Source organism: Pseudomonas sp. (assembly GCF_050739775.1).
GTDB lineage: Bacteria > Pseudomonadota > Gammaproteobacteria > Pseudomonadales > Pseudomonadaceae > Aquipseudomonas.
The window spans coordinates 45222-61688 of record NZ_JBOICA010000024.1; the positions used below are offsets into that span (position 1 = coordinate 45222).

Below are 16467 nucleotides of genomic sequence, written 5' to 3' on the forward strand. Positions count from 1 at the left end.
TTCTGCCCGGCCTCCTAGAGGCCGACGGGACATTACAGTCAACAAGTGAGGGCAACACCCTATGAGAAGACTTAAGCGTGATCCGTTGGAACGAGCATTTTCACGTGGCTACCAATATGGGGTCACCGGCAAATCCCGCGAGCTTTGCCCCTTTACTCTACCGTCTGTACGCCAGGCATGGATCAATGGCTGGCGCGAAGGACGCGGCGACAACTGGGACGGTATGACCGGCACTGCGGGTATTCATAGACTCAACGAACTTCACGCCGTTGGCTGAACGAGGATCTGAATTCATTTACCATGCGCGCCCCATCCGGGCGGCGGGCTAAGGCCCAGGGGCCCCTTCAAGGGGCCCTTTTTTATGCTTGCAGTTCAGCGTGGCATGGCGGCGATGGCGTCCACGGCTTCGCGGATCAGCGCAGGCCCCTTGTAGATGAAACCCGAATAGATCTGCACCAGACTGGCACCGGCGGCGATCTTCTGTGCCGCATGCTTGCCCTCGGTGATGCCACCGGCAGCAATGATCGGCAACTTGCCGCCCAGCTCAGCGGCCAGCACCTTGACGATATGCGTGCTCTTTTCCAGCACCGGCGCACCCGACAGGCCACCGGCCTCGTCGCCATGGGGCAGGCCTTCGACACCCTCACGGCCCAGCGTGGTATTGGTGGCAATCACTGCATCCATGCCTGACTCGATCAGCGCCGCAGCCACCAACGCGGTCTCTTCGTCGCTCATGTCCGGAGCGATCTTGATCGCCAGCGGTACGTGCTTGCCATGCTGCGCAGCCAACTGCCCGCGGCGCTCGGCCAGGGCATCGAGCAACTGCTTGAGCGAATCGCCGAACTGCAGGCTACGCAGGCCCGGGGTGTTGGGCGAGCTGACGTTGACGGTGATGTAGCTGGCGTGGTCGTAGACTTTGTCCAGACAAATCAGGTAGTCGTCCACAGCACGCTCGACCGGGGTGTCGAAGTTCTTGCCAATGTTGATACCCAACACGCCGCGGTACTTCGCCGCCTGCACCCGGTTCAGCAGGTTATCGACGCCCAGGTTATTGAAGCCCATGCGGTTGATGATTGCTTCGGCTTGCGGCAGGCGGAACAGGCGCGGTTTGGGGTTGCCCGGCTGCGCACGGGGCGTGACCGTGCCGATCTCGACAAAGCCGAAGCCCAGTTGGGCAAAACCATCGATGGCCGCACCGTTCTTGTCCAAGCCTGCCGCCAGGCCCACCGGGTTGGCGAACTCCAGCCCCATAACAGTGACCGGCAAGGAGGCCGGGGCCTTGGTCAGCAGCCCGTTCAGGCCCAGGCGGCCACCGGCGCCGATCAGGTCCAGGGACAGATCATGGGAGGTCTCCGGGGAGAGCTTGAACAGCAGCTGGCGGGCCAGGGTATACATGGGCGGGCTTAGCTCGACGTGAGTGAGGGGGCGATTATATAGGTGGCATCGTCCGGGGGACAGCGCCGCCTTGGCATATGCGTTGCTTTATTGACCCTAGACCCCGGCCACGCAAGCGGCACGGCCTGCCCTTCGATACAGGCACGACACTGTGAACAACGAAATCCCCACGACTCCGCTGGCCTGGGTCAACGGCAGCGATGCGCCGGAAAAGCACAGCTTGAACATCGGCTTCATGGCCCTGAGCGACTGCGCCTCGGTGGTGGTGGCCGCGACCCAAGGCTTTGCCCAGCCTTACGGCCTGAGCCTGAACCTCAAGCGCCAGAGCTCCTGGGCCGGCCTACGCGACAAGCTGGTCAGCGGCGAGCTGGACGCCGCCCATAGCCTGTATGGGCTGATCTATGCCGTGCACCTGGGCATTGGCGGCACCGGCGCCACCGCCATGGCAGTGCTGATGGGGCTGAACCAGAATGCCCAAGGCATCAACCTGTCGTCGGCGTTGCAGCGCCAGGGCGTGACCAGTCCCGAGGCACTGGAGCGCTTCGTGCACCAAAGCAGGTCAAAACTCACCTTTGCCCAGACCTTTCCCACAGGCACCCATGCCATGTGGCTGTATTACTGGCTGGCCAGCCAGGGCATCCATCCCTTGCACGACGTCAACAGCGTGGTGGTGCCACCGGCGCAGATGCTCGCCCATCTGCAGGCCGGGCGCATCGACGGTTTCTGTGTCGGTGAGCCCTGGTCGGCCGGTGCCGTCGACCAGGGCCATGGTTTCACCCTGGCCACCAGCCAGTCGATCTGGCCGGACCATCCGGAGAAAGTCCTGGGTTGTACCCAAGCTTTTGTCGAGCAGTATCCCAATACCGCCCGCGCCCTGGTGATGGCAATCCTGGCGGCCAGCCGGTTCATCGAGCAATGCCCGGACAACCGCCGCAGCACCGCGCAACTGCTCAGCGGCAAGGCGTACCTGGACACGCCGGTGACCAGCATCGAACCGCGCCTGCTCGGTGATTACCACGACGGTCTCGGCAATCACTGGCACGACCCTCACGCCCTGCGGATGCACGACCAGGGCCGTGCCAACCTGCCTTACCTGTCCGACGGCATGTGGTTCATGACCCAGTTTCGCCGCTGGGGCCTGCTGCGCGACGACCCCGACTACCTGGCCGTGGCGCGCCAGGTCCAGCAACTGACGCTCTACCGCGACGCCGCCAACGCCCTCAGCGTACCCTGTAATGAACAGAACATGCGCAGCAGCCAGTTGATCGACGGCACCTGCTGGGATGGCAGCGATCCCGCCGGCTATGCCCGCAGCTTTGCCCTGCACGCGCTGGCCACAGCACCTGCCGCCCTCGCCCGCCGCTGACAAGGAGACGCCAAGATGCTGCGAATCCTGCTGATCGACGACACTGAGAAGAAAGTCGGACGCCTCAAGGCCGCGCTGGTCGAGGCCGGTTTCGAGGTCATAGAAGAGTCCGGGCTGACCATCGACCTGCCGGCACGCGTCGAAACGGTGCGTCCGGACGTGGTACTGATCGATACCGAGTCACCGGGCCGAGATGTCATGGAGCAAGTGGTGCTGGTCAGCCGCGACCGGCCACGCCCGATCGTCATGTTCACCGACGAACACGACCCTGGGGTGATGCGCCAGGCAATCCAGGCCGGGGTCAGCGCTTACATCGTCGAAGGCATTCATGCGGCGCGGTTGCAGCCGATCCTCGACGTGGCCATGGCCCGCTTCGAAAGCGACCAGGCGCTCAAGGCGCAACTGCAGGCCCGCGACCAGCAGCTGGCTGAACGCAAGCGCATCGAACTGGCCAAGGGGCTGCTGATGAAGATGAAGGACTGCAACGAAGAACAGGCCTACACCCTGATGCGCCGCCAGGCCATGAGCAAGCAGCAGAAGCTGATCCAGGTGGCCGAACAGATCATTGCCATGAGCGACTTGCTCGGCTGAAGCAACTCTGGCCCGGCTCTTGCTAAACCTTCTGTACAGGTAGCCAACGGCGGTTGCCCCTTCACGACAAAGACGTCGCACCCCCACTCGCCCAGGTGAGTCGGGTGGCGACGTCTTTTTTGTTTCTGCCCTTTGAGGGCGCGACCTGCAGTGCAATGTTCAACGAGGTGTTCGATGAATACGAGTTTCTGGAAGTCCGGGCATATCCCCACGCTGTTCGCCGCCTTTCTGTACTTCGACCTCAGTTTCATGGTCTGGTACCTGCTCGGCCCTCTGGCGGTGCAGATTGCCAGCGACCTGCAGCTGACCACCCAGCAGCGTGGCCTGATGGTCGCCACGCCGATCCTGGCCGGCGCCATCCTGCGCTTCGTCATGGGCATACTGGTAGATCGCCTGTCACCGAAAACCGCTGGCCTGATTGGCCAGGTGATCGTCATCATTGCCCTGTTCTGCGCCTGGAACCTGGGCATACACAGCTATGAGCAGGCGTTGCTGCTGGGTGTGTTCCTCGGGGTCGCCGGCGCCTCCTTTGCCGTCTCCCTGCCGCTGGCCTCACAGTGGTACCCGGCCCAGCACCAAGGCAAGGCCATGGGCATTGCCGGTGCCGGCAACTCCGGCACAGTGTTCGCAGCATTGCTGGCACCGGTCCTAGCCGCCAGTTTCGGCTGGAACAATGTCTTCGGTTTTGCCGTGATCCCCCTGATGCTGACCCTGGCGCTGTTCGCCCTGCTGGCGCGCAATGCCCCACAACGGCCCAAGCCCAAGGCCATGGCCGATTACCTCAAGGCCCTGGGTGATCGCGACAGCTGGTGGTTCATGTTCTTCTACAGCGTCACCTTTGGCGGCTTCATCGGCCTGGCCAGCGCCCTGCCCGGCTACTTCAACGACCAGTACGGCCTGAATCCGGTCACTGCGGGCTACTACACCGCCGCCTGCGTACTCGCCGGCAGCCTGATGCGCCCGTTGGGCGGTGCTCTGGCGGATCGCTTCGGTGGCATCCGCACCCTGCTGGTGATGTACACCGTGGCCGCCATCTGCATTGCCGCGGTCGGCTTCAATCTGCCCAGTTCGGTGGCGGCACTGACCTTGTTCGTCAGCGCCATGCTCGGTCTTGGCGCAGGCAATGGCGCGGTGTTCCAACTGGTACCGCAACGCTTTCGCCAGGAAATCGGAGTCATGACGGGCCTGATCGGCATGGCCGGTGGTATCGGTGGTTTCTTCCTGGCCGCAGGCCTTGGCGCAATCAAACAGCACAGCGGCGACTATCAACTGGGGCTTTGGCTGTTCGCCAGCCTGGGCGTGCTGGCCTGGTTCGGCCTGCACGGCGTCAAGCAACGCTGGCGCACCACCTGGGGCTCGGCTGCCGTGACTGCGGCGCGGGTCTGAGACAGCGCCATGAGCCTACACCTGAGCTTCGCCCAAGCCAGCGCTACCGGACCACGCGAAGAGAACCAGGATGCCTTGCGCCTGGTCACGCCCAACCCGGAACTGGCCGCCAGCAAAGGCTACCTGTTCGCCATCGCCGACGGCGTAAGCCAATGTGCCGATGGCGGCCTGGCGGCGCGCGCGAGCTTGCAGGCGCTGGCCCTGGACTATTACGCCACGCCACCTACCTGGGGCGTGGCCCAGGCTCTGGACCGCCTGCTGCTGGCCCAGAACCGATGGCTGCGTGCCAACGGCGGTGGTCAGCCACTGCTGACCACCCTCAGTGCCCTGGTGCTGCGCGGTCGGCGCTTCACCCTCGCGCATGTCGGCGACTGCCGGATCTATCGCTGGGCCGCCGGGCAGTTGCAGCGCATCAGCGAGGATCATGTCTGGGATCAACCAGGCATGCAGCATGTGCTTAAACGCGCCCTGGGCCTGGATCAGCACCTGCAGGTCGACTACCTGGAAGGCGACCTGCACGCCGGCGAGTGTTTCGTCCTGCTCAGCGATGGTGTCTGGGCCAGCCTCAGCGAATCACAGATCAGGGCAGTGTTACGCGAACAGATCGACCTGCAGGATGCGGCGCAAACGTTGGTCAGTTGCGCCCATCACAGCGGCAGCCAGGACAACGCCAGCGCCTTGCTGGTGCGGATCGACCAGTTGGGCGCGAGCAACCTCGGCGACTCCCTGGCGCAATTGCAACAGTGGCCGCTGCCCGGCGCCCTGCGTAACGGCCAATTGATCGACGGCTGGACGGTCGGGCAAGTGCTCGGCCAGAGCCGGCAGTCCCTGCTGTACCGGGTCCACGACAACCAGCAAAACGCCTGGCTGCTGAAAACCCTGCCCGAGCAGCGCAAGGATGAACCTGGCGCGCTGCAAAGCCTGCTGCTCGAAGAATGGTTCCTGCGTCGGGTTGCCGGGCGCTACTTCCCCGAAGTACACCCCGCCAGCCAACGCCAGCACCTGTATTACCTGATGCGTGAATACCCGGGCCAGACCTTGGCGCAACTGTTCGCCCGCACAGGCCCCCTGCCGCTGGCGCAGTGGCAATCGCTTGCCCAGCAATTGCTGCAGGCAGTAGGCCTGCTGCACCGGCGCAACATCCTGCATCGAGACATCAAACCCGAAAACCTGCACCTGGGGGATGACGGCCAACTGCGTTTGCTGGATTTTGGCCTGGCTTTCTGCCCAGGGCTCTCCGAGGACCGCGCCCACGAGCTCCCAGGCACGCCGTCGTTCATAGCCCCGGAGGCCTTTGACGGCGAGCCGCCCAGTGCCCGGCAGGACTTGTACAGCGTCGGCGTTACGCTGTTCTACCTGCTTACCGGCCACTACCCCTATGGCGAAATCGAAGCATTCCAACGCCCACGCTTTATCCAGCCGACCAGTGCCGCGCGCTATCGCCCGGACTTGCCCGAGTGGCTGGAACACAACTTGACTCAGGCGCTGGTCGCCGACCCGCAGCAACGTTTTGAAACCGCCGAGCAATGGCTGTTGCTGCTTGAGCAAGGCGACCGCCAGCAGCTGAGCGTACGCCCGCGCCCACTGCTCGAACGTGAACCCCTGAAGGTCTGGCGCGGCCTGGCACTGCTGTCATTGTTACTCAACCTGATCCTGCTGATCTGCCTGCTCAAAGGCTGACAGCGCCCTTGCCGATGAGGAATATCCGATGAATGCGAAAGTCTGGCTGATTGGTGCGGGCCCCGGCGACCCCGAGCTGTTGACCCTCAAGGCCGTACGCGCCCTGGGTGAAGCCGAAGTGGTACTGATCGATGACCTGGTCAACCCGCTGATCCTCGCACACTGCCCTCAGGCGCGGGTGATTGCCGTCGGTAAACGCGGCGGTTGCCGCTCCACCCCCCAAGCCTTCATCCAGCGCCTGATGCTGCGCTATGCCCGTCAAGGTCGTTGCGTGGCCCGACTCAAGGGCGGCGATCCGTGCATCTTCGGGCGCGGCGGCGAAGAAGCCGCCTGGTTGCAGGCCCAGGGTGTCGAAACTGAACTGGTCAATGGCATTACCGCCGGCCTTGCCGGGGCGACCCAATGCGGAATTTCCCTGACCTTGCGCGGCGTGAGCCGTGGCGTGACCCTGGTCACCGCGCATACCCAGGATGACAGCCCGCTGAACTGGCAGGGGCTCGCTCAGGGCGGGACCACCCTGGTGGTGTACATGGGCGTGAGCAAACTCGGCGAAGTCCAACAGGGGCTGCTGGCCGGTGGCCTGGCGGCCGATACACCGGTAGCGATGATCGAGAACGCTTCCCTGCCCCAGCAGCGCGAACAGCGCAGCACGCTGATACAGCTAGGCGAAGACGCCGCCCGCTTCAAGCTATGCAGCCCGGCGATCCTGGTGATTGGCGAAGTGGCGGCCCGAGAGGCACCAGGCAGCATGCTGCTGCAGATACCGGCCTGAATCGCAGGCAAAGAAAAGCCCGGCCTAGGCCGGGCTTTTCAGTAGAGCGTCAGACCAATTACTTGGCTTGGGCTTCTACTTGTGCTTCTACGCGACGGTTAACAGCACGACCAGCGTCGGTGGCGTTGTCAGCAACCGGACGGGTTTCACCGTAGCCTACCGACTCAACGCGGCCCGACTCAACACCGTACTCGTTGGTCAGAACCTGCTTGACGGCGTTTGCACGACGCTCGGACAGCTTCTGGTTGTAAGCGTCAGGACCGACGGAGTCGGTGTGACCTTCAACGGTGGTGGTGGTCTGTGGGTACTGCTTCATGAAGTCAGCCAGGTTTTTGATGTCACCGTAGCTGTTCTGCTTGACGACCGACTTGTCGAAGTCGAACTTGACGTCCAGCTCAACACGTACGACTTCGGCAACAGCCGGGCAGCCGTCAGCGTCAACGGTAACGTTGGCTGGGGTGTCAGGGCACTTGTCGACGTTGTCGCAAACGCCGTCGTTGTCGCTGTCGGCGCAGATTTCAGCAACTGGAGCTGGAGCAGGGGCAACCTTGCCACCGCTGCCACCGAAGTTCAGGCCCAGACCAACGGTAGGACCCCACTCGGTGTTGCCGTTGTCGATGTTGTACATGGCTTCGACGCCGGCACGGGCGAAGAACATGTCGGTGATGTACCACTTGGCGCCAGCGCCAACGTTGGCGAAGGTGGAATGGTCACGGCCGCTACGGGTGGCCTGGCCCAGGCTCTCGTGCGCGAAACCGGCGGAAACGTAAGGACGCACTGCGTCGCCTACGGTGCCCAGGTGGTAAGTAGCGTCGAGCTTGGCTTTAGAGCCCTTGATGTCTTTGTTAAAGACTTCGCCACGAGCGTTGTGAGTTTCGTTGTAGCCCAGGTCCAGCGACAGGTCGTCGGTCAGGAAGTAACCGAGGCGAACACCAGGGTTGGTGCCGTCGTTCTTGAAATTGCGCTCGCTATCGTAGTACTGCTTGGTGACGTTGCCTTCGATTTCAACCGCGCCTTGGCCTTGTGCCAGAGCGCCGAACGAAGTTACGGCTACAAGAGAACCAATGGCCAAGCCCAAGGTGTTTTTCAATTTCATCCGTTAAATCCCCATCTGGTGATAGTTAAGCAGTCCCACCAAAATCCGGGGGACAACTCGACGGCAAGTCTAGCAGAACTTGCCGGTACGTTAGAGATATTTGCGTGCCACTAAGTTTCAGCAAGGCCCGCAAATTTCTCACGTAGCTTGTCTAGCGCACGCTTGTACCGCATTTTCGTTGCGCTCAGACCCATATGCATGATATCGGCGATTTCCTGGAATTCCAGTTCTGCGACAAATCGTAGCACTAGAATTTCACGGTCAATCGGGTTCACATGCACTAACCACTTATCTAGCCCACCTTTCTCTTCCGGTTTCGGCGCCTTCTCTTCCGAGGCTTCCTCAAGTGGATCAAGACTCAAGGCATCCATCAGTCGACGCTTGCGCCGCTCCTTGCGGTACTGGGTGATGCATTCGTTATAGGTGATGCTGTAAAGCCAGGTCTTGAACTTCGATTTACCCTCGAAGTTCTTCAGGCCATAGAGCACCTTGAGCATCACCTCCTGACAGACATCATCAGCGTCCCGATCGTTCCCCAAATAACGTGCACAGACGTTAAAAAGAGTCCGCTGGTAGCGGCGCATGAGTTCCTCATACGCGCGAGTAACATGAAACAGCTCCTCATGCGAACGCGCCACCAACTCCTCATCAGTGAGCTCGCGGGGGTCGTAACGCATGGGCAGCGAGTGAACTTTATTCAAAACGAATCTGGCCGACAGTCAGGTCAATGTCGCCGCTTACCCCTGCCTGGGGCAATTTTGCGGCGGCATACATTAGCAGGATTACCCGGTTAGCGGCTATTGACTCGCTGCTCGAGGAGAATCCGGTTGGACAACGAGACCAGCTCGCCGTCGTCGGTCAGCAGGGTCGTCTTGACCGTGCCGATCTCCTCGATCTGCCCTTCGACCTCTCCAACCTGCACGTGTTGGCCCACTTGATAGAGCTCTCGCACATAGATCCCGGCCAGAATCTGCCCGGCAATTTCGCGGCTGCCCAGGCCCATCGCCAGGGCAACGGCCAGACCAACGGTAATCAATCCGATGACGATTACATGGTTGAGCAGGTCGGTCTTGACCTCGAGCTGGCTGATTGCCACCGAAATACTGATGATGATGACCAGACCCTGGGCAATACGTCCAACACCGGCGGCATACTCCAGGCCGATGCCTTCGGCGGCACCACGCACCAGGCCGTTGACCAACTGTGCCAGCAGCACACCCGCGAGCAGCACCAGTGCTGCACCGAACACTTTCGGCAGATACAGGGCGAGCATGTCCAGGGTTGCCGAAACCCGCTCAAGGCCCAGGGATTCAGCAGCCGAGACGAGGAAGATCAACAACACGAACCAGTAGACGATCTTGCCGATCAAGGTCGAAATCGGCACCTGGATACCGACCCGGTCAAGCATCTTGGTCAAGCCGGTGCCGCCCATCAGGCGGTCCAGCCCAAGCTTGGCCAACAGTTTGGAGAGCAAGGTGTCGAGCAGCTTGGCCACGACAAAACCGAGCAGCACCACAACCAGGGCGCCAAACAGATTGGGGATGAAGTTCGCCACTTTGGTCCACAACGCGGTCATCGCGGTGAGCAAGCTCTGGGTCCAGAGATTAAGTTCCATATTCAATCGGCCTTATCAGCTTTACGAGCGGTAGCGCTACGGCGGACCGGCGCAATGTGCGCCGAACCATTGTTGACGGCGATCATCAACGCCTGGCTCCAGCGGCCAAGCAGGCTGAACAGATCGCCCGCGCCAACCTGACGGTTGGCGGTTTTCAGGACGCGCCCAAGGCAGGCGTTGTCGTCACGGTCCTGACCGGACGGCGAAGCCTTGAGCAGGTCCCGCAGGGATTCTTCAAACGGATCGTGCATGGGCACCTCGCGCAATATCTGTCAAAGACGAGGTCGTCTGGATGCGGGTCACATGAACCCGGCGGACAGTTAATGACTGGATGTTCACAAAATGCACCGAATTACACCCAACGCAGGCGGCGGAACAGCCACAACTGCCCCATCGCCAGACTCAGCACCAGCAGGCTGGCGAAGAGAAACCCATAGGGGCTTTCGGCACCGGGAATACCGCCGACGTTGATACCCAGCAGTCCGGTGACGAAACTCATGGGCAGGAAAATGCAGGTGATGATGCCGAACCGGAACATGGTCCGGTTCATCCGCTCGGCACGCCGGCGGTCCTCGCTCTCCAGCACCAGGGCAGCCCGCTCACGGGTCAGCTCCAGCTCTTCAAGGTAGCGGATCAGGCTGTTGTTCAGCTCGTTCCAGTAATCGCCATCGTCTTCGGCGAACCAGCTCCACTTGTTGCGCGCCAACTGCGCGTAGAGCTCGCGCTGTGGAGCGAGAAAGCGTCGTAGACCGGCGGCGCGGCGGCGAATCTGCTGCAAGGAGCCCTGCTCCGGCGCGTACCGTTGCTCGGCTTCGAGCTTTTCTTCTTCCAGATCAACCACTTCCGAGAGGTCGCTGAGCAGCGCCTGGACCTTCTCGGTCAGCAATTGTGCCATGCTCAGCAACAGTTCGGAGGCGGTTTTCGGACCACGGCCATCGGCCAGTTGCTGCAGCAGCTCGTCACTGGCGCGTAACGGCCGCAGACGTAGGGAAATCACCCGTTGCGCCTGGGCGCAGATACGTACCGAGACCATGTCTTCGGGCTCTGCGCCCGGATTGAGGTTGACCCCGCGCAGAAACAGCAGCATCTGCTGTTCTGGCAAGGCCAGCAGCCGTGGGCGGGTGTTTTCTTCGAGGAGCAGGTCGCAGGCGAACTCGCTCAGGCCACTGTCGCGGCGCAGCCAAGTCCGGGTTTGCGGATGACTGCGATCCCAGTGCAGCCAGAGGCTCTGCTCAGGCTGCAGCTGCAGGCCATCCAGTTCAGTTCGAGCAATCGAACGCGCACCACCTTTACCATCGAGCACCAGGGCATGAACCAGCCCCCACTGCGCGTTTTCTTCCTCGAACATTCCTGCTCCACTTCGCGACTTCAGTGCTTATTCCGGCATTTTAAGCGGAGTTGGCGAGACAATCACACCATTGTTGTCGGCATAGACATATTCGCCCGGACGGAAAGTCACCCCGGCAAACGTTACCACCACGTTGAGGTCACCGATGCCGCGCTTGTCGGTCTTCATCGGATGGCTGGCCAGGGCCTGCACGCCAACATCAGTCTGAGCCAGGGCATCCACGTCACGTACGCAGCCATAGATCACCAGACCTTCCCAGTGGTTCTTCGCCGCTTTTTCGGCAATCATGTCGCCAAGCAGGGCACGGCGCAGCGAACCGCCGCCATCGACGACCAGCACTTTACCCTTGCCATCGTGCTCGACCTGCTCCTTGACCAGCGAGTTGTCCTCGAAGCACTTGATGGTGACGATCTCACCACCGAAGGAATCGCGGCCACCGAAGTTGCTGAACATCGGCTCCAGTACCTGCACCAATTCCGGGTAGGCGTCGCATAGATCGGGGGTGAGATAATGCATGGGAAACTCCTGTCAGTTGCCAAGACAAAGGGATGTCACAGTTTCAATCAGTTAACGAGGCACAGCGGTCAGCTTTAGACTCAAGGCTACACGTCGGCGCCGATCCGGTCACCTGCTGCGCAGTCTGATCCAGCAAACCTGCCAAAGGATCACGCAACCAGCGCTCGACCAGCGGCCATACCTGCGCCTGTGCCGGCTTGCTGACCAGCATATCGACATGCCCGAAGTTGTCGAAGCCCTCCTCACGCCCCAAGCGAACAAACTGCTTGTGCTCGCCGCCCAACTGCTCAAACAACTTGCGACAGGCCCACACAGGGTCCTGGTGATCGCCAGCAGCAGCTACGGCCAGCACTGGCACATCGACCTCTGCCAGCCCGGCCCACCAGTCGCGGTCCTTGTCGCCAAAGCGGCCGAACAGACCAAACCAGCGCATGCTTTCCAGGGCCAGGCCAATCGGTTCGTCCTCCGGACCGCGCTTGAGCCGTGAGCCGGAAATCTGCCCGAAGCGTTTGAGCAACAGGCGCCCGCCCCACTCCACCGGCGGCAATTTCAATGGCCAGTAGGTGCGACTGACCTGGGTGCCGAAAAATGCCGCACTGGCTACCTGATCGGCCTCCAGGTACCGACCGCCGAGGGCAGCAGCCAGAGTGGTACCGCCCAAGGAGTGACCGATCCAGTGCGCGGCGCGGCCGCACTGCTCGCTGACAAAGGCGGCGATTACCGGCAAGTCGTAACGGGCATAGTCGGCGACACGGTTGTGTCGATAGTCGTGGTTGCGCGGCGACAGGCCGTGGCCGCGCATTTCCGCAATCCAGACATCGAAACCGGCGCGGGCCAGGTACGCACCCAGGCCAATACCACGGGGCGAATACCAGAAACGCCGGTTGGAAAAACTGCCATGCAGCAGAATCACCGGGGCACCGCGCACCTCGGCCTGGTCGGCCAGACCGAGGCGGGTGACCGCCAGTTCAACGGTGCGATCCGGGCTGTTACCAGCCTTGATCCGGTAGACATCTTCGCTCAGATCACCGCGACGCTCGGCACTGAGCAAGGCCACGGGAAATAGACTACTGCTGCTTTGCATAGGTTATTTTGCACGAAAAAGGGCGGGATCCATCACTGGAACACGCCCTGGAATACGGTCAAAACCTTCACCGGCCACAGGGGGCCAGGTGAAGGTTCCGGTTCAACGCATCAGTTCGCAGCCTGACCTTCGGCCAGGAAGAACCAGGTCTCGAGCACCGAGTCCGGGTTCAGCGAGACGCTTTCGATACCCTGTTCCATCAGCCACTTGGCCAGGTCCGGATGGTCGGATGGGCCCTGACCACAGATACCGATGTACTTGCCGGCCTTGTTACAAGCCTGGATGGCGTTGGCCAGCAGCTTCTTGACTGCAGGGTTACGCTCATCGAACAGGTGAGCGATGATCCCCGAGTCACGGTCCAGGCCCAGGGTCAGCTGGGTCAGGTCGTTGGAACCGATAGAGAAGCCGTCGAAGTACTCGAGGAACTCTTCGGCAAGGATGGCGTTGGATGGCAGCTCGCACATCATGATCACGCGCAGGCCGTTATCGCCACGGGCAAGGCCGTTTTCGGCAAGCAGGTCGACGACCTGGCTGGCTTCACCCAGCGTCCGCACGAACGGCACCATGATCTCGACGTTGGTCAGGCCCATTTCGTTGCGCACGCGTTTGAGTGCACGACACTCGAGCTCGAAGCAGTCACGGAAGGTTTCGCTGATGTAACGCGAGGCGCCACGGAAGCCCAACATCGGGTTTTCTTCTTCCGGCTCATAGAGCTTGCCGCCGATCAGGTTGGCATATTCATTGGACTTGAAGTCCGACAGGCGCACGATGACCTTCTTCGGCCAGAACGCCGCGGCCAGGGTGCTGATGCCCTCGACCAGTTTCTCGACGTAGAAGCCGACCGGATCGTTGTAACCGGCGATACGCTTGTCGACGCTTTCTTTCAGCTCTGGAGGCAGGCCAGCGTAGTTCAGCAGTGCTTTGGGGTGCACGCCGATCATGCGGTTGATGATGAACTCCAGGCGCGCCAGGCCGACACCGGCGTTGGGCAGCTGGGCAAAATCGAACGCGCGGTCCGGGTTGCCGACGTTCATCATGATCTTGAACGGCAGTTCAGGCATGGCATCGACCGAATTCTTGCGGATGTCGAAGCCTAGCTCGCCTTCGAAGATGAAACCAGTGTCGCCTTCGGCGCAGGACACGGTCACGCCCTGACCATCCTTGAGCAGCTGGGTGGCATTGCCGCAACCGACGACTGCCGGAATACCCAGCTCACGGGCGATGATCGCCGCGTGGCAGGTACGCCCGCCACGGTTGGTGACAATGGCACTGGCGCGCTTCATCACCGGTTCCCAGTCCGGGTCGGTCATGTCCGAGACCAGCACGTCGCCTGGCTGGACCTTGTCCATCTCTGACACGTCCTTGATGATTCGAACCTTGCCGGCACCGATGCGCTGGCCAATCGCACGACCTTCTACCAGCACGGTGCCGGTTTCCTTGAGCAGGTAACGCTCCATGACGTTAGCCTGGGCGCGGCTCTTCACGGTCTCAGGACGGGCTTGCACGATGTACAGCTTGCCGTCATCACCGTCTTTGGCCCATTCGATGTCCATCGGGCACTTGTAATGCTTCTCGATGATCATTGCCTGCTTGGCCAGCTCGCTGACTTCGGCGTCGCTCAGGCAGAAACGCGTGCGATCGGCTTTGTCGACATCAACGGTCTTGACCGAACGACCGGCCTTGGCTTCTTCGCCGTAGACCATCTTGATCGCTTTGCTGCCCAGGTTGCGACGCAGGATCGCCGGACGACCGGCTTCCAGCGTGCCCTTGTGGACATAGAACTCGTCCGGGTTGACCGCGCCTTGCACCACGGTTTCGCCCAGGCCGTAGGCGCCGGTGATGAACACCACATCACGAAAGCCCGATTCGGTGTCGAGGGTGAACATCACACCGGCGGTGCCGGTTTCCGAACGCACCATGCGCTGCACACCCGCCGACAGGGCAACCAGCTTGTGGTCGAAGCCCTGGTGGACACGGTAGGAAATAGCGCGATCGTTAAACAGCGAAGCGAACACTTCCTTGGCGGCGCGGATGACGTTCTCGACACCACGAATGTTCAGGAAAGTTTCCTGCTGACCGGCGAACGAGGCGTCTGGCAGGTCTTCGGCGGTGGCCGAAGAACGCACGGCAACGGCCATGTTCGGGTTGCCCTGGGACATTACGGCAAAGGCAGCGCGGATTTCAGCGTTCAGGCGCTCGGGAAACTCGGCTTCCATGATCCATTGACGGATCTGTGCACCGGTCCGGGCCAGGGCGTTGACGTCATCGACATCCAGCGCGTCGAGCGCGGCGTGGATCTGGGCATTGAGCCCGCTCTGCTCGAGAAAATCACGATACGCCTGAGCCGTAGTGGCAAAGCCGCCGGGGACCGAGACACCGGCACCCGCGAGGTTACTGATCATCTCGCCGAGGGATGCGTTCTTGCCCCCCACATGCTCCACATCATGGACGCCGAGCTTATCGAGGGAAACTACGTACTCTACCAAGGTGATCTCTCCACTAACTGTATTGGAAAAGCTCAGGTCGCCCGCCTGCCAACTCTGGCTTGGCCGGGCGCTTGTGGCCTGGACCCGGAAAATAAGTGAGAATGCCGACAAACAGCGTTCGGCAGACCGAACCTATCATAAACAAGATTCGTCACCAGCTTAAGGCCCAAGGCGCAAATGAAACGATCTGCTTTCTTTATCTCCGATGGCACCGGCATTACAGCCGAGACGCTGGGACAAAGTCTTCTAGCGCAGTTCGATACCATTCCGTTCAATAAATTCACACGCCCGTACATCGATAGCGTGGAAAAAGCGCGGGTCATGGTACAACAAATCAACAGCGCTGCTGAAAAGGACGGGGTCCGCCCGATCATCTTCGACACCATCGTCAATCAGGATATCCGTGAGGCTCTGGCCACTTCCAATGGCTTCATGATCGATATCTTCTCGACCTTCCTGGCCCCACTGGAGCAGGAGCTGACGGCGCACTCATCCTATTCGGTGGGCAAATCCCACTCCATTGGTGGCAACTCCAACTACATGGAGCGCATCGAGGCGGTCAACTTCGCCCTGGACAACGATGACGGCGCCCGCACCCACTACTACGACAAGGCCGACCTTATCCTGGTTGGCGTCTCGCGGTGCGGCAAGACCCCGACCTGCCTGTACATGGCCATGCAATTCGGCATCCGCGCAGCCAACTACCCGCTGACTGAAGACGACATGGAGCGCCTGCAACTGCCCCAGGCCTTGAAAAATCACCAGCACAAGCTGTTCGGCCTGACCATCGACCCGGACCGACTGACCGCGATTCGCCATGAGCGCAAGCCCAACAGTCGCTATGCCAGCTTCGCCCAGTGTGAGTTCGAAGTGCGCGAGGTGGAGAACCTGTTCCGCCGCGAGAACATTGCGCACATCAACTCCACGCATTTCTCGGTGGAAGAAATTGCGGCGAAGATTCTGGTCGAGAAAGGTGTTGAACGCAGGTTTAAGTAGGCTGGAAGCCTCAAGCTGCAAGCTGTAAGAAAAAGCAGGCGGTGCTGTTGTTGAGAAAGTTGGTAGCTTGCACGAATAGCAAGCCGAAAGCTGCAAGCGGAAACAACGCATTCCACTTGCAGCTTGTGGCTTAAAG

At 61.1% G+C, this 16467-nt stretch carries 16 protein-coding genes; 7 read left to right on the forward strand and 9 right to left on the reverse strand.

The window, feature by feature from the left end; all coding sequences use genetic code 11:
* Positions 1-61: 61 nt before the first annotated feature.
* A complete protein-coding gene (gene rmf, locus ACRESH_RS14300; protein ID WP_010223328.1) occupies positions 62-277 on the forward strand; it encodes a ribosome modulation factor in 216 nt (71 codons plus the stop codon).
* Positions 278-372: 95 nt separating this feature from the next.
* Here the strand turns inward: rmf and ACRESH_RS14305 are convergent, their stop codons facing one another.
* A complete protein-coding gene (locus ACRESH_RS14305; protein ID WP_431742612.1) occupies positions 373-1395 on the reverse strand; it encodes a quinone-dependent dihydroorotate dehydrogenase in 1023 nt (340 codons plus the stop codon).
* A gap of 151 nt (positions 1396-1546) precedes the next feature.
* Between ACRESH_RS14305 and ACRESH_RS14310 the strand changes: the two genes are divergently transcribed.
* The 5 genes from ACRESH_RS14310 (at position 1547) to cobA (ending at position 7190) form a co-directional block, all read left to right on the forward strand.
* On the forward strand, positions 1547-2761 hold the full coding sequence (locus ACRESH_RS14310; RefSeq protein ID WP_431742613.1) for a CmpA/NrtA family ABC transporter substrate-binding protein: 1215 nt from the start codon (positions 1547-1549) through the stop codon (positions 2759-2761).
* A gap of 15 nt (positions 2762-2776) precedes the next feature.
* Positions 2777-3352 carry an ANTAR domain-containing response regulator gene (locus ACRESH_RS14315; protein WP_431742614.1) on the forward strand — a complete coding sequence of 192 codons (576 nt, stop codon included), beginning with the start codon at positions 2777-2779 and terminating at the stop codon, positions 3350-3352.
* A 174-nt stretch (positions 3353-3526) separates the two neighbouring features.
* Positions 3527-4738: a nitrate/nitrite transporter gene (locus ACRESH_RS14320; RefSeq protein ID WP_431742615.1), complete on the forward strand. Its 1212-nt coding sequence runs from the start codon at positions 3527-3529 to the stop codon at positions 4736-4738.
* 9 nt (positions 4739-4747) lie between these two features.
* The gene (locus ACRESH_RS14325; RefSeq protein WP_431742616.1) at positions 4748-6418 is read left to right on the forward strand and encodes a protein kinase domain-containing protein; all 1671 of its coding nucleotides are present in this window, start codon (positions 4748-4750) and stop codon (positions 6416-6418) included.
* 28 nt (positions 6419-6446) lie between these two features.
* Positions 6447-7190 carry a uroporphyrinogen-III C-methyltransferase gene (gene cobA / locus ACRESH_RS14330; RefSeq protein WP_431742617.1) on the forward strand — a complete coding sequence of 248 codons (744 nt, stop codon included), beginning with the start codon at positions 6447-6449 and terminating at the stop codon, positions 7188-7190.
* Positions 7191-7248: 58 nt separating this feature from the next.
* On the opposite strand, the gene ACRESH_RS14335 is transcribed toward cobA, so the two are convergent.
* The 8 genes from ACRESH_RS14335 to ppsA all read right to left on the reverse strand — a co-directional run bounded on the left by ACRESH_RS14335 (position 7249) and on the right by ppsA (position 15335).
* Positions 7249-8286 (reverse strand): OmpA family protein, encoded by a 1038-nt coding sequence (locus ACRESH_RS14335; RefSeq protein WP_431742618.1) that lies wholly within the window; start codon positions 8284-8286, stop codon positions 7249-7251.
* Positions 8287-8396: 110 nt separating this feature from the next.
* Entirely contained in the window at positions 8397-8963 is a 567-nt protein-coding gene (gene sigX, locus ACRESH_RS14340; protein ID WP_036990388.1) for an RNA polymerase sigma factor SigX, read from the reverse strand.
* A gap of 113 nt (positions 8964-9076) precedes the next feature.
* Positions 9077-9901 (reverse strand): mechanosensitive ion channel family protein, encoded by an 825-nt coding sequence (locus tag ACRESH_RS14345; protein WP_107022936.1) that lies wholly within the window; start codon positions 9899-9901, stop codon positions 9077-9079.
* 2 nt (positions 9902-9903) lie between these two features.
* Positions 9904-10152: a CrfX protein gene (locus tag ACRESH_RS14350; RefSeq protein ID WP_431742619.1), complete on the reverse strand. Its 249-nt coding sequence runs from the start codon at positions 10150-10152 to the stop codon at positions 9904-9906.
* A gap of 101 nt (positions 10153-10253) precedes the next feature.
* Entirely contained in the window at positions 10254-11249 is a 996-nt protein-coding gene (locus ACRESH_RS14355; protein ID WP_431742620.1) for a zinc transporter ZntB, read from the reverse strand.
* Positions 11250-11276: 27 nt separating this feature from the next.
* A complete protein-coding gene (gene rraA / locus ACRESH_RS14360; protein ID WP_431742621.1) occupies positions 11277-11765 on the reverse strand; it encodes a ribonuclease E activity regulator RraA in 489 nt (162 codons plus the stop codon).
* Between the two features lie 43 nt (positions 11766-11808).
* A complete protein-coding gene (locus tag ACRESH_RS14365; RefSeq protein ID WP_431742622.1) occupies positions 11809-12849 on the reverse strand; it encodes an alpha/beta fold hydrolase in 1041 nt (346 codons plus the stop codon).
* A gap of 110 nt (positions 12850-12959) precedes the next feature.
* Positions 12960-15335, reverse strand: coding sequence for a phosphoenolpyruvate synthase (ppsA, locus tag ACRESH_RS14370; RefSeq protein WP_431742623.1), 2376 nt, complete (start codon positions 15333-15335; stop codon positions 12960-12962).
* Between the two features lie 177 nt (positions 15336-15512).
* Here ppsA and ppsR point away from each other — a divergent pair, with 177 nt between their 5' ends.
* A complete protein-coding gene (ppsR, locus tag ACRESH_RS14375) occupies positions 15513-16331 on the forward strand; it encodes a posphoenolpyruvate synthetase regulatory kinase/phosphorylase PpsR (protein WP_431742624.1) in 819 nt (272 codons plus the stop codon).
* Positions 16332-16467 lie beyond the last annotated feature (136 nt).